This is a genomic window from Streptomyces sp. A3M-1-3 (assembly GCF_024213665.1).
In the GTDB taxonomy this organism is placed as follows: Bacteria; Actinomycetota; Actinomycetes; order Streptomycetales; family Streptomycetaceae; genus Streptomyces.
On record NZ_JANAVP010000023.1, the window covers coordinates 98720 to 110959 of the forward strand.

Annotated in this window: 14 protein-coding genes and 1 pseudogene; 4 read left to right on the forward strand and 11 right to left on the reverse strand. The window is 70.8% G+C overall.

Annotation, left to right across the window (positions count from 1 at the left end):
- The first annotated feature begins 183 nt into the window (after positions 1-183).
- Positions 184-561, forward strand: coding sequence for a hypothetical protein (locus NLX86_RS24395; RefSeq protein WP_254373912.1), 378 nt, complete (start codon positions 184-186; stop codon positions 559-561).
- A gap of 145 nt (positions 562-706) precedes the next feature.
- Here NLX86_RS24395 and NLX86_RS24400 read toward each other — a convergent pair whose 3' ends face one another.
- Positions 707-2098 (reverse strand): FAD-binding oxidoreductase, encoded by a 1392-nt coding sequence (locus tag NLX86_RS24400; RefSeq protein ID WP_254373913.1) that lies wholly within the window; start codon positions 2096-2098, stop codon positions 707-709.
- A 73-nt stretch (positions 2099-2171) separates the two neighbouring features.
- On the opposite strand from NLX86_RS24400, the gene NLX86_RS24405 reads away from it, so the two are divergent.
- Both NLX86_RS24405 and NLX86_RS24410 read left to right on the forward strand, forming a co-directional pair.
- A complete protein-coding gene (locus tag NLX86_RS24405) occupies positions 2172-3095 on the forward strand; it encodes an aminoglycoside phosphotransferase family protein (protein WP_254373914.1) in 924 nt (307 codons plus the stop codon).
- 146 nt (positions 3096-3241) lie between these two features.
- Entirely contained in the window at positions 3242-3718 is a 477-nt protein-coding gene (locus NLX86_RS24410) for a GNAT family N-acetyltransferase (RefSeq protein ID WP_254373915.1), read from the forward strand.
- A gap of 186 nt (positions 3719-3904) precedes the next feature.
- Here the strand turns inward: NLX86_RS24410 and NLX86_RS24415 are convergent, their stop codons facing one another.
- The 8 genes and pseudogenes from NLX86_RS24415 to NLX86_RS24450 form a co-directional block, all read right to left on the reverse strand.
- Positions 3905-5083: a methyltransferase domain-containing protein gene (locus NLX86_RS24415; protein WP_254373916.1), complete on the reverse strand. Its 1179-nt coding sequence runs from the start codon at positions 5081-5083 to the stop codon at positions 3905-3907.
- Positions 5080-5238 carry a hypothetical protein gene (locus tag NLX86_RS24420; RefSeq protein WP_254373917.1) on the reverse strand — a complete coding sequence of 53 codons (159 nt, stop codon included), beginning with the start codon at positions 5236-5238 and terminating at the stop codon, positions 5080-5082. The genes NLX86_RS24415 and NLX86_RS24420 overlap by 4 nt, the downstream gene beginning before the upstream one ends.
- A gap of 379 nt (positions 5239-5617) precedes the next feature.
- Positions 5618-5806, reverse strand: a pseudogene (locus tag NLX86_RS24425) (hypothetical protein); the annotation flags it as partial.
- Between the two features lie 88 nt (positions 5807-5894).
- Positions 5895-6743, reverse strand: coding sequence for a helix-turn-helix transcriptional regulator (locus tag NLX86_RS24430; RefSeq protein WP_254373918.1), 849 nt, complete (start codon positions 6741-6743; stop codon positions 5895-5897).
- Positions 6744-6749: 6 nt separating this feature from the next.
- Positions 6750-7265, reverse strand: a complete 516-nt coding sequence (locus tag NLX86_RS24435; protein WP_254373919.1) for a DUF6879 family protein — start codon at positions 7263-7265, stop codon at positions 6750-6752.
- A 9-nt stretch (positions 7266-7274) separates the two neighbouring features.
- Positions 7275-7514 carry a hypothetical protein gene (locus NLX86_RS24440; RefSeq protein WP_254373920.1) on the reverse strand — a complete coding sequence of 80 codons (240 nt, stop codon included), beginning with the start codon at positions 7512-7514 and terminating at the stop codon, positions 7275-7277.
- Positions 7515-7940: 426 nt separating this feature from the next.
- On the reverse strand, positions 7941-8975 hold the full coding sequence (locus tag NLX86_RS24445) for a zinc-binding dehydrogenase (protein ID WP_254373921.1): 1035 nt from the start codon (positions 8973-8975) through the stop codon (positions 7941-7943).
- A gap of 58 nt (positions 8976-9033) precedes the next feature.
- The gene (locus tag NLX86_RS24450; RefSeq protein ID WP_254373922.1) at positions 9034-10212 is read right to left on the reverse strand and encodes an FAD-dependent oxidoreductase; all 1179 of its coding nucleotides are present in this window, start codon (positions 10210-10212) and stop codon (positions 9034-9036) included.
- 160 nt (positions 10213-10372) lie between these two features.
- On the opposite strand from NLX86_RS24450, the gene NLX86_RS24455 reads away from it, so the two are divergent.
- Positions 10373-11050: a pentapeptide repeat-containing protein gene (locus NLX86_RS24455; protein WP_254373923.1), complete on the forward strand. Its 678-nt coding sequence runs from the start codon at positions 10373-10375 to the stop codon at positions 11048-11050.
- A 24-nt stretch (positions 11051-11074) separates the two neighbouring features.
- Here the strand turns inward: NLX86_RS24455 and NLX86_RS24460 are convergent, their stop codons facing one another.
- Together NLX86_RS24460 and NLX86_RS24465 are read right to left on the reverse strand one after the other, a co-directional pair.
- Complete coding sequence (locus tag NLX86_RS24460) at positions 11075-11572, reverse strand: hypothetical protein (protein WP_254373924.1); 498 nt, start codon at positions 11570-11572, stop codon at positions 11075-11077.
- Between the two features lie 78 nt (positions 11573-11650).
- Positions 11651-11917 (reverse strand): hypothetical protein, encoded by a 267-nt coding sequence (locus tag NLX86_RS24465; RefSeq protein WP_254373925.1) that lies wholly within the window; start codon positions 11915-11917, stop codon positions 11651-11653.
- Positions 11918-12240: the final 323 nt, after the last annotated feature.

Sequence of the window (12240 nt, forward strand, 5' to 3'; positions counted from 1 at the left end):
GCTGTCGCGGCAGCAGAATGCCGCCGTGACCCCCGGCGACACGACCATCACGTACACCCTGAAGGCGGCCGCGAGTGTCGCCGCCCGGCGCGTCGATGTGAACGCGGTGTACGAGGTATTCACCTTCGGCGTGGGCACCCCGAGGCGCGGAGCACGTTCGCGATCCAGAGCACCCGCAAGGTCATGGAGCGCTGCTCGCTCTTCACGCGGAACAGCGCCGGCGACATGCTGGCGCACCACGGAACCGGCAAGGCGGCTCCCGCCTTCCGCGACTACCAGGACCCGGTCGGCGCCTACCGCAGCTGGAAGGCGTACAACGCGCTCGTCGAGCTCTCCCCGGTCACCGTCCACAACACGGGCGGCGGCATTCTCGGCCGGGACACTGCCGGGGCCCTCTGGTACTGGCCTACGACGGGCGACGGCCACGTGATCGGCTCGCGGAAGGCGACCGCTCCGGTCGGCGCGCGCGTCAAGGCCGGTACCGGCTGGAACGGCTTCACCGCGGTGGTGTGGTCCCGGCGACCTGACCTCCGACGGCAAGTCCGACCTGCTCGCTCGTGACGCGGCGGGTGCGCTGTGGCTCTACCCGGGCACGGGCAAGCCCGCCGCCCCCTTCGCCGCGCGGGTCAGGGTGAGCGGCGGCTGGAACCGTACAACACGCTTCTCTGACGGAGAGCGGGGGCCGGGGCCGGGGCCGTTCGGTTGCTCAGTGGCGGCCGGAGAGGCGGTCCGCCGCGCGGGCGATCGGGTCCGTGGCCGTGCTGTGGGCGGCTGCCTCGCGGCGGTCCGCGGTGCGGTAGGCCGCGTACATGCCGTGGACGCCGAGCCAGCGCAGCGGTTCCGGCTCCCAGCGGCGGACCTTGTGGTTCACCCAGGGGAGGGCGGTGAGGTCCGTGGGGCCGGCCTGGCCGGCGTCCTGCTGGACCAGGTCGCGCAGGGTGCGGGCGGCGAGGTTGGCGGTGGCGACACCGCTGCCGACATAGCCGCCCGCCCAGCCCAGGCCGGTGGAGCGGTCCAGCGTGACGGTGGCGCACCAGTCGCGCGGGACGCCGAGGACGCCGGACCAGGCGTGGTCGATACGGGCGCCCGCGGTGGTGGGGAAGAAGCGGACCAGGATCTCGCGGAGTGCCTCGACGGTGGCGGGCTGGGTGCGCCCGTCGTTGTCCGTCTTCGAGCCGAAGCGGTACGGGACGCCCCTGCCGCCCAGCGCGATGCGGTCGTCGGCGGTGCGCTGGGCGTACATGTACGCGTGGGCCATGTCGCCGAGGGTCTCGCGGCCGTCCCAGCCGATGGTGTCCCAGATGTGCTGGGGCAGCGGCTCGGTCGCGATCATGGAGGAGTTCATCGGGAGCCAGGTGCGGTGCTGGCCCTTGAGGCTCGCCGTGAAGCCCTCGGTGCAGCGCAGGATGTACGGGGCGCGGACCGTGCCGTACGGGGTGACGGCGTGCTTGGGCTTGATCTCGGTGACAGGCGTCGACTCGTGGATGGTGACGCCGAGGGCTTCGGTGGCTGCCGCCAGTCCCTTGAGCAGCTTTACGGGATGCAGGCGGGCGCCGTGCGGAGTCCAGGAGGAGCCGGCGGCTCCGGTGACGCGGATGCGGTCGGCGGTCTCACGGGCGCCCATCAGGACGCGTTCCTTCTCGCCGAAGGCGATCTCCACCGAGTGGAAGGCTTTCAGCCGGGTCAACTGGGCCGGGGTGTAGGCGACTTCGAGTACGCCGCCCTGGTGGATGTCCGCCTCGATGTTCTCGTCCCCGGCCACGGTCACCACCTCGGTGACGGTGTCGTTCATGGCGCGCTGGAGACGTACGGCGGCCTCGTGGCCGTGCAGCTTGGCGTAGCGGTCGCGGCCCGCGATGCCGTTGTAGAGCCAGCCGCCGTTGCGGCCGGAGGCCCCGTAACCGCAGAACTTCTGCTCCAGGACGGTGATCCGCAGGAACGGGACGGCCCTCTTGAGGTAGTACGCGGTCCACAGGCCGGTGTAGCCGCCGCCGACGATGCAGACGTCCGCGGTCGCGTCGCCGGGCAGGGGCTCGCGGGGGGCGGGTGTGCCGTCCTGCGCGTACCAGAAGGAGATGCCGCCGTTGATCGTGCTCATGGGGCTGTTGGTACACCCGTGGTCATGCCGCTGTCCAGGCGGGCGCCGCGGGCCCGGCCGTAGGATTCGGCATGTGATCGACATTCCGGAGGAGTTGGCGGCCAGCCAGGTCAGGCACAACGGCGAGGAGGGCCGCGCCTTCATCGCCGCCCTGCCCGGCCGGGCCACGGAGTTCCTGGAGCGGTGGTCGCTGCGCCCCACCGGGCCCTCGATGTACGGCGCGGCCTCGCTCGTCCTCCCGGTCGAGCGGGCGGACGGGACGGCCGCCGCGCTCAAGATGCAGCTGCTGGACGAGGAGAGCGAGGGCGAGCCGGTCGCGTTGCGCGTGTGGGGCGGCGACGGCGCCGTACAGCTGCTGGAGCACGACGCGGAGACCGGCACCATGCTTCTGGAGTGGCTTGGGGGTACCTCCCAGGCCGAAGGCTCTGGGGGAGAGTTGCGGCATCTGTCGTCGGTCGACGACGACCGGCAGGCGGTGCAGATCCTCGCGGAGCTGCTGGCCCGGCTGACTGCGGTGCCGGCCCCGCCGGGCCTGCGCCGGCTCGGGGACATCGCCGCGGCGATGCTCGACGACGTACCGCAGGCGCTTGACGCCCTGGAGGACGCGGACGAGCGGCGGCTGCTGGCCGACTGCGCGGCCGCCGTACGGGAGGTGGCGGGCGAGCCGGGTGACCGGCTGCTCCACTGGGACCTGCACTTCGACAACGTCCTCGCCGGGGTGCGGGAGCCCTGGCTGGCGATCGATCCCAAGCCGCTCGCCGGGGATCCGGGGTTCGATCTGATGCCGGCGCTCTGGAACCGCTTCGACGCGTCGGCGGTGCGGTGGCGGTTCGACCTGATGACGGAGGTACTGGGGCTGGACCGGGAGCGGGCGAGGGCCTGGACGCTGGGGCGGGTCCTGCAGAACAGCCTCTGGGCCCTGGAGGACGGCGTGGACGGCGAGCAGGAGCTGTCGGAGGAGCAGGCCGAGGTGGCGCGGGTACTGCTCGGGCGGTGACGGGAGGGGCCGGCGGGCCTGGTGGCAGGGCGCCTGGTTGCCGGGCCTGGTTGCCGGTCTGGTTTGCCGGGCCTGGCTGCCGGGCGGTCTGCTCGCAGCGCGGAATGCTTTGGCCAGAGGACGGTGCGGCCGCCTACCCTGCCCCCATGATTCGTACCGCCACGCCCGCAGACGTCCCGGCCATCCACCGCATGGTCCGTGAGCTCGCCGACTACGAGAAGGCCCTCGACGAGGCCCGGGCGACCGAGGCCCAGCTGCACGAAGCGCTCTTCGGCGAGCGCCCGGCCGCCTTCGCGCACATCGCCGAGACGGACGAGGGCGAGACGGCGGGCTTCGCGCTGTGGTTCCTGAACTTCTCGACCTGGCGCGGGGTGCACGGTATCTACCTGGAGGACCTGTACGTACGCCCGGAGATGCGCGGCGGCGGCCACGGCAAGGCGCTGCTGACGGAGCTGGCGCGCATCTGTGTGGAGCGGGGGTACGAACGGCTCGAGTGGTCCGTCCTGGACTGGAATTTGTCTGCCGTGGAGTTCTATCGATCACTGGGAGCGGTGTCAATGTCGGAGTGGACGGTGAACCGGCTGACGGATGACGCCCTGGTCAAGCTGGGTACGGCGGAGTAGGCCAGGCACACGCGAAGGCCCCAGCCACCGCCACGGGGGAGCGGACGACCGGGGCCGGTCTAGGGCCAATGGCACTGACTTAGCAGCGCACGCGAGTCGTTGACCTGCGGCGATGCTGGAACCCGTGGGCTCTGCCGGGTGCCAAAGTCACCGGCATTGGGTCTAGGGCCAGTAAGGTCCGGAACCTCAGACGGCCCAGGAGTCGGCTGGATCGTCCAGCCAGGCCCGCTGTCCCTCGGCGGTGACCGTCAGACCAAAGCGGGTGTGGCCTGGCTTGCCGCAGGCAACCCACCACCGGTAGGCCGCCTCCACCTCGTCCCACAGCCGACGGGGGCCGGACTGCCAGACACGTGCCTTGTCGTGATCGTCGCGGAACATGACACACGCCCAAGATCGGTCACTGAGCCCGTAGAACCACACCGGGCGGGCCCCGTCCCGCTTGTCCGCCGCAGCCTGGGCGCAGTCCCGCACGCGGAGTCCCAGAGCGAAGGGAAGGGCGGTGTATCTCCCGGTGACGAACTCCGCCTCGGTGATCTCAGTGGCGGACGTGTCGGCACGGTCCATGCCCTTCGTCGGGACGTACTCGCCATGCCCTGGCAGCGACAGCCGCTGAGCGCGTAGCTTCATGAACTCCACGGGACGTGTGAAGTGCCCGGACGCCTTCCCGGCACCGACGACGAGCCTGGCGACGGCATCCGCGTTGCTGTAGTGCGTGCCCCATGGGGCGACGATCAGGCCGCCCCGCCGGGTTTGTTCGATCCAAGCCCCCGGGATCTCCCGGACTCCGACGGTGGCCAGAATGCGGTCATACGGTGCCGCGACCGCGTGGCCCTTGAACCCGTCGCCCACGACCACCTCCGGGCACACCCTGGCCGCGCAGAGCCGCTCGCGTGCCTGTCGTGACACGGAGGGGTCTACCTCGATCGTGGTCACGTTCCGGCGGCCGAGTCGGTGCGTCAGGGCTCCGGCTGTCTCGCCGGTGCCTGTGCCGACGTCGAGCACGCGCATTGCCTGGTCCACGTCAAGGGTCTTAAGCATCGCGTACACGACGGAGGGCATGGAGGAGGAGCTGGTGGACACCCTCCCGGGCTCGGTGCCGGAGTGCTCACCGTCATCCCACTGGGTCACGATGGGGACGTTGCTGTCCGCCGTGGCGTACCACGCGTCCGGGCCGTCTGTCCGGTCCACGGCGACGCTCTTGCCCGCGTCCATGTCGAACGGCCACATCAGGTCAGGCAGGAAGGCAGCCCGGTCCACAGCCGCGAAGGTCGGAGCCCAGTCCGACGACAGCGCACGCGTCTCAAGGAGGACGCGCCCCAGCTCCTTGCGGCTGGGGCGCTCCACCTGCGCAGGGTCGAGCGTCACTTGCGATGCGTCCCGTCACCGGGCGGGGTGTCGCCGTCAGGGGACGGCGGCTCCTGCGGGGGCGTCCAGGGCTGGCCGGGGTGTCGGTCGCCCCCGTCCCCTCCCTCTCCGCCGTGTCCTCCGCCCGCAGCGGTGATGATCTGGGCATTGCGCATGTCGTGCCCTCCTTGGTCGTGGCTGTCAATGCGGTGATGCAGCAACCCGCCCCGGCCGCTCGACCTGTCCAGGGTTCCACCATCGGGGCGGGGACTTACGCCGCCTCTGCCGAAACGCCAGTGCCGTGGGGGAACGGCTCCGGCTACGTCCAGCAGAGACGGAGTCATCAGGGAGCGGTCATGTGCGCTGAGCGTCCGCCGGGCGTACCAGCCATTCCTTGCCGCCGCCCTCGGGCCAGAGAAACGCCGTAGGGCGCTTCCGGCGTTCGCCCGGAGGATCGGCGGGGTCCTCGTAGTCCGGGATCACGTCACGCAGGATGCCGATGCGTCCGGCCGCGTCTTCCACGCGCTGGCCAATGTCCGCCTGCGTGATCACTGGCCCCTCCGGGTGCCGCCGGATGTAGACGTTGCAGTCGGACACCGTGGTCATGTCACCGCCCGCCCGTGCCTGGTCCCGCACGTTCGCCAGCTCAGTGCAGCCAGCACAGCCGGACACAGGGGCCGGCTCAGCTTCCAAGCGCAAGGGGAGCTCTACCGGCGCGGTCGGGTATCTCGTCGGCTCCGTCATCCCGGTCTCCTCGCGTCGTCCGTGTGGTGACAACGCTAGGAACAGCGGAGCCTCAACTCCCAGCCGATTGCACGTGATTGCAGAGCAATCAACCGAGCGAGTCCAATGCCGCTGTGATCAGCGCGCGCGCCTTTGCGCCGTAGACCGCCATGTCGGCCAGAGTGGCGAACGTGTCGGCGTAGGCGGCTACCTCGCTGGGCTGCGTGATCGTGAGGTACCCGGAGACAAGCTCCACGTTCACCTGTGCGGTATCGAAGATCCAGAAACCCTCTACCGGCATCCGTGCACGGCCGAGACGGGTCGGGACCACACCGACGCTGACGTTAGGCAGCGCTCCGACCGTCAGCAGGTGGTCAAGCTGCTCCGCCTGCGTGTCGGCGTCGCCGAGCCCGTTGTTCAGGACGGACGCCTCAACCAGGAAAGCGAAGCGTCGTTGCCCCTGGTGAATCACGTGCTGACGCTCCATGCGGGCCGCCACCGCATCGGCCACGTCATCGATCTCAACCCGTCTCCGCTGGACAGCGCGCAACACGTCTTCCGTGTATCCGTACGTCTGGATCAGTCCGGGGACGAGACCCGGCGAGTACGCCCGGAACCAGCGGGTGCACTCGTACAGCGGCAAGCGGGCTTCCTGCGCCCGTCGCAGCCCGGCGCGCTCCATCCTGCGCCATGACACCCACATGCCCTCAACCGCCCGCAAAGAGGCAATGAGGTCTTCCGTCTGGTCTTCCGCGCCGCAGGCCCGGCACCAGGCCCGAATGTCGTCGGCAGACGGTTGGGTCTTCGCTGTCGAGATCCGCGACACCTTGGACGGGTGCCAACCGCACGCGGCAGCAAGATCCTTACCGTCCAAATCGGCGTCCCTGCACAACTCGCGTAGGCGGTCGGCAAGGACCTGCTGGGCCTGCTGGACGCTTGATGATCCTGAGACGGGCATGGGGCGTCAGACTGGCTTGTATTCCTCGTGGGGGGTAGCCCACTCCCAGACGGTTTCAAAGGCTGAGCTGACCAGATCCACGACGGCCGGTTCCGTGCGCCACTCCCGGTCAACCACTTCCCCGACCCCTGAGAAGTAGGTGAACAGCACCGACTCACGGTCGAACATCCACAGATCGGTGCCGGGCAGTGGAATGTCAGCCGCCCGGCGACGGGGAAGCCAGCGGACCAGTTCACCCGCCGCCACGTTCGGGAACGTCACGTCGTACTCGTACCGGATGTAGTCCGTCACCGGCTCCGACACGATCCGAGCCCGGCGCATGACGACTCCGCGCGATGTCGTCTCGGCTACCACGTCCAGGAACGGACGCCACCACTCTGACCGATCAGCGGCAGGATCAAGGCGCTTGCCGTTCTGCCACGCGATGAACTCGGGGTCGCTGGGTTGGTAGGCGTCGCGCATCTCCAGGTGCACAGCGGAATGCCGGGCCTCGGCCAGCCCCTCAAGCACGGGGTTCGTCATCGTCGCTACTCACTGTCGGGGCCGGGGGATGTACTTCAGCATGACCTTTGGGAGCCGGATGATCGTCTCGTGATCCGGCACGTCCGTGGAGTGGCCCGGGATGGAGCCGATCTCCTGACACGCCTTCACCTCCTCCTCCGTGGCCTTGTACGACTGGATCAGCAGATCCCCGCTGTCCTCGTCCAGCCAGATCGTCGGCGAGTCCGTGTCGGGCGTGTTCGGGATGATCCCGAGGAAACGCAACCGCATACTCTCTCCCTGTGTCGATCCAATTGCGCTCGATTGCACGACCATCACCCCGCCAGAGCACATCGTCAAGACCGCCTACCAGCACGGCACTTGCTGGAGTCGGTCACGCTGAGTCGACCGCTGACTGAGCGGAGAGGGGTCGCCGCCTGGTACGCCAAAGCCCCCGTCCCCGCCACGTAGGCAGGCACGGGGGCCATGGCTTGGGCCGCGAAATCACGGTTAAGGGCGCTTACGGTTGGGGGCTGGGCGGCCGATTCGCTGCATCATCGCAGGTCATAGGCCCTCTGGGCGTGGCTGGTCGACTCTGACGGGCCTTGGAACCCGTACAGACAGAGAGCCGCTATTACGTTTCGATGTCCCGGCCGTGCGGCCCACGCTGCTTCAACGCCACGCGGATGGGGTCGCCCAACCCCGCCCCCGCCCCGCCTACGGGACGAGTACGACCTTGCCCATCGTGCCGCGCGTCTCCAGGGCGCGGTGGGCGGCCGCGGCCTCCGCGAGCGGGAAGCGCTGGACCGCGGGGGTCAGGCGGCCCGCCGCCGCCTCGGCCAGGGAGCGCTCTTCCAGTACCCGGAGGGGGTTGTCCCCGCCCGCCTTCTGCATCATCACCGGGCCCAGCACGCTCTCCAAGACGATGCCGCGCTCGGCCAGTTCCTCCGCCGTGAAGGTCAGCGTGCCGCCGGCGTGCAGGCCCTGCCCGGACCAGCCGAAGACCAGGTGCTTGCCGCCGTGGCCCAGCAGGTCGACGGCCGCGCGGGCGGTGTCGCCGCCCACCGAGTCGAAGACGATCGTGGCCTGCCTGCCATCGAGAAAGGCGCGGACCCGATCCGGCCAGTCGGACTGCTTGTAGTCGACGGCCAGATCGGCGCCGTTCTCCCGCACCCTGGCCACCTTCTCCGGCCCGCCCGCCAGGCCGATGACGGTCGCGCCGGCGTTCTTCGCGTACTGCACGAGCAGCGTGCCGATGCCGCCGGCCGCGGCCGGGACGATCGCGACGGAGTCCGGCCTGAGGTCCGCGAACAGCAGGATGCCCATCGTCGTACGGCCGGTGCCGATCATCGCCACCGCCTGGCCCTCGTCGAGACCCGCCGGGATCTCGTGCAGTTTCGCGGCATCGGTGACGGCCAGCTCGGCGTAGCCGCCGGAGGGGGTCCGGGGGTGTCCCCCGGAAGGGAGGGGTATGCCCAGGTGGGCCACGACCCGCTTGCCCAGCCAGGCCGGGTCGGTGCCCTCGCCGAGCGACTCGACCGTGCCCGCCACCTCGCGGCCGGGGATGGTGGGCAGCTCCGGCTGCTTGGAGTACGGGCCGGGCATACCCTCCCGCAGTGCGGTGTCCAGGAGGTGCACCCCGGCCGCGGCGACCGCGATCCGTACCTGGCCCGGGCCGGGCAGCGGGTCCTCGGCCTTCTCGTACGTGAGGTTCTCGGCGGGGCCGAAGGCGTGGAGGCGGATCGCGTGCATGGCTGGCTCCTTGGGCGTGTGCCGATGTGGTGTGCCGTCAGGTCGCCAGCCAACTACCTCAAGCGCGCTTGAGGTCAAGGGCCCGGGTGCGCGCGCCCACTGCCTTCAGCGCCAGCGTGACCGCCTCGATGGCGCTGGTGAACGACACCTCGCTGAGTACGCCCGGCGCCGCGACCTGGTCGCCCGCCAGGTACACCCCGTCACCGCGGTCGACGGCCGGCCGGTCGCGCCAGGTGGTGCCGGGGCGGTCCACCGCACCCGTACGCCCCGCGGCGACGGAATCGCGCCGCCAGGTGGTGCGTTCGCGCCAGCCGGGGAAGCCGAGGTCGAGGAGGCGCTCGGCGCGTGCGACCCCGTCGGCCTTCGACTCGCCCGGCGCGATGGGGATCTGACCCTGGATCAGTTGCTCCCCGGCCGGGGCGAGGCTGGGGTCCTGGGCGGTGAAGCGTTCGATCCAGCCGGGCGCGTCCAGGTCGGAGATCGCGAACACGTCACCTCGGCGCGTGCGTACGGCCAGGTCGATCAGCGCGGTACGGCCGCTGTCCCAGGTGAGCGTGGAGTCGCCGAGCAGCCGCCGCGCCGAGTCCAGCGAGGTGGCGACGATCACCGGCCCCTCACGGGTGGGCAGTTCGTCCATCCGTACGCTCGTCTCGATCCGTACGCCCAGGTTCCAGGCGCGCGCCGCCATCCGGTCGATGACCGACGCCCAGCCGCCGCGAGGATAGTGCGCCTCGGGCGGCAGCTTCGTGGTGCGGCGCAGCCGCTCCTGCACGAAGGCCGCGGACAGCGCGCCCGGGTCGTGGTGGAACAGCGCGGCGGCGGTGAAGTGCGCGGCCGCACGGGCCCCCGCCGCGCCCACCTCCTCGGTGGCCCAGCTGAGGAAGTCGCGGTCCACCGGCGCCTGCCGGGCCGGGCGGCGCAGCAGGCGCAGCATGGCGAGCGGCGGTAGCCGGTGCAGTGCGCCATTACGGTGCAGCCGCAGCCGGGCCGCTTCGAGCGGCGGGAGCGCCCCGAGCGGGCCGATCAGGTCGCGCTGCTTCAGCCAGGTCCAGTGTGGGCCGCGGTTGTAGAGGGCGTGCGGACCCTCGTTGGTCCTGTACGGGCCTTCGGCGGTCCTGGCCCGGCCGCCGAGGGTGTGGTGGGACTCGTACAGGGTCACTCCGAGGCCGGCTTCGGCGGCACTGATGGCCGCGGTGAGCCCGGCGAAGCCGCCGCCTATGACACTGATGCGCTGCATGGTCCTGGTCTCCTGCCCGTCGTGGTCGCGCTCGTGGTCGCTCTCACGGGTGGTGACGGACGGGGTGGGCCGGGATGTGACATCGGGAGACCGGCGCTGAGATCGGCGCTGAGATCGCTGCCGGAGGTGCGTTGTCAGACCTCTGGTCCACGATGGACGCATGGCACGAAAAGGATCAGGAGCACAGGACGTACAGGCCGTGCGGCGTCCGGAGGTGCGGCTGCCGCCCCTGCGGGCGTACGACGGGGGCGGGCTGGAATCCGACGGGGACTACGACGGGCTGGACTTCACGGACCTGGACTTCGCGGGGCAGGAGGGGCGCGGCGCCCGCTTCATGGACTGCGGGCTGTACCGCTGCGCGCTGGACGAGACCCGGCTGGGCAAGGCGCGGTTCGTGGACTGTGTGCTCGACGGTGTCCGGGGCGTGGGCACCGATCTCGCGCAGGCCTCGTTCCGTGATGTGGAGGTGCTGGACGCCCGGCTGGGCGGGGTTCAGCTGCACGGGTCGGTACTGGAGCGGGTGCTCGTGCGGGGCGGGAAGATCGACTACCTCAATCTGCGCAAGGCGCGGCTCAAGGACGTCGTGTTCGAGGGGTGCGTGCTGGCGGAGGCGGATTTCGGGGAGGCTCAGCTGGAGCGGGTGGAGTTCCGGGACTGCGTACTGAAGCGGGCGGACTTCAGCGCGGTCCGGATGAAGGACGTCGATATGCGGGCGGCGGCCGAACTGGACATCGCGCGGGGCGTCGACCGGCTGTCGGGCGCGGTGATCAGCCCGGCGCAGCTGCTGGATCTGGCCCCGGCGTTCGCCGCGCAGATAGGGGTGCGGGTGGAGCCGTAGTACGCCTGGGGTGGACGTGGTCCGTCAGATCCGGGGGAAGCGGGCCTGGATGTCCCAGATCACCGGGTTGTCGGCGAGGCCCTCGTGCAGGTCGGCGAGGTCGGCGATCAGGTCCTGGAGGAAGTCCCGGGCCTCGCGGCGGAGCAGGCTGTGGCTGAAGGTGAGCGGAGGCTCCTCGGCGGCCATCCAGTCCGCCTCGACGTCGACCCAGCCGAAGCGGCGCTCGAACAGCATCCGGTCGCTCGACTCCGTGAAGTCCAGTTCGGCGTACTGCGACTTCGCCGAGCGGTTGCCGCGCGGGTCCCGGTCGAGCTGCTCGACGATGTCGCAGAGCGCCCACGCGAAGTCCAGCACGGGCACCCATCCCCAGGCTGTGGACACCTCGCGGTCCGCCTTGGTGTCGGCGAGGTAGACGTCACCGCAGAAGAGATCGTGGCGCAGCGACCGCACGTCCGCGGTGCGGTAGTCCGTCTGCGGGGGGTCCGGGAAGCGACGGGAGAGGGAGTAGCCGATGTCGAGCACGTAAGTGATGGTGTCACGCCGGGTGCCGCCGGCTGTACGAGCGGGCGACCACGGCCAGCAGGGGGCCGGCCCAGCCCATCACGGCGGCCGCGGTGCCGGCGAGGTGCCGTCGTGTCCGACGGTGAACCAGACCACCAGCCGGCTGAGGCAGACCAGCGTGACCAGGACCGCGAGGACCGTGGCCGTGGCGGCGACCGCGCGGGGGCGGGGAAGCCGCAGGCGGTCGGTGACCAGCAGGAGGGGGAGCAGGGCCGCGCACTCCTGGAGCGCGGCCAGTCCGATGACGGATGCGTAGTCGGTACGCAGCACCTCCTCGCTGAAGCCGACTGGTACGCCGACGGCCATGGTCGACCGCCACAGCCCGGAGGGCACGGGGAGCGGGGGCCGGGGCGGTCGTCGAGGGAGCGGTCGTCGTGGTCATGGCCCCAGCCCGGCCGGGGGCCTGTACGGCGGGGTGCCTCCGCCGCACGGGCGGAGGCGGGCGACCGCAGGGACGAGGCCGGAAGGGCCTCGGGCCGCGGTGCTCTCCGGCGGTGCTCTCCGGCGGTGCTCTCCGGCGGTGCTCTCCGGCGGTGCTCTCCGGCGGTGCTCTCCGGCGGTGCTTTCCGGCGGTGCTTTCCGGCGGTGCTTTCCGGCGGTGCTTTCCGGCGGTGCTTTCCGGCGGTGCT

Coding starts and splice junctions, on each gene's coding strand:
- NLX86_RS24395 (WP_254373912.1), top strand. CDS start 184: ATGGAGCGCTGCTCGCTCTTCACGCGGAACAGCGCCGGCGACATGCTG.
- NLX86_RS24400 (WP_254373913.1), bottom strand. CDS start 2,098: ATGAGCACGATCAACGGCGGCATCTCCTTCTGGTACGCGCAGGACGGC.
- NLX86_RS24410 (WP_254373915.1), top strand. CDS start 3,242: ATGATTCGTACCGCCACGCCCGCAGACGTCCCGGCCATCCACCGCATG.
- NLX86_RS24420 (WP_254373917.1), bottom strand. CDS start 5,238: ATGCGCAATGCCCAGATCATCACCGCTGCGGGCGGAGGACACGGCGGA.
- NLX86_RS24430 (WP_254373918.1), bottom strand. CDS start 6,743: ATGCCCGTCTCAGGATCATCAAGCGTCCAGCAGGCCCAGCAGGTCCTT.
- NLX86_RS24435 (WP_254373919.1), bottom strand. CDS start 7,265: ATGACGAACCCCGTGCTTGAGGGGCTGGCCGAGGCCCGGCATTCCGCT.
- NLX86_RS24440 (WP_254373920.1), bottom strand. CDS start 7,514: ATGCGGTTGCGTTTCCTCGGGATCATCCCGAACACGCCCGACACGGAC.
- NLX86_RS24445 (WP_254373921.1), bottom strand. CDS start 8,975: ATGCACGCGATCCGCCTCCACGCCTTCGGCCCCGCCGAGAACCTCACG.
- NLX86_RS24450 (WP_254373922.1), bottom strand. CDS start 10,212: ATGCAGCGCATCAGTGTCATAGGCGGCGGCTTCGCCGGGCTCACCGCG.
- NLX86_RS24455 (WP_254373923.1), top strand. CDS start 10,373: ATGGCACGAAAAGGATCAGGAGCACAGGACGTACAGGCCGTGCGGCGT.
- NLX86_RS24465 (WP_254373925.1), bottom strand. CDS start 11,917: ATGGCCGTCGGCGTACCAGTCGGCTTCAGCGAGGAGGTGCTGCGTACC.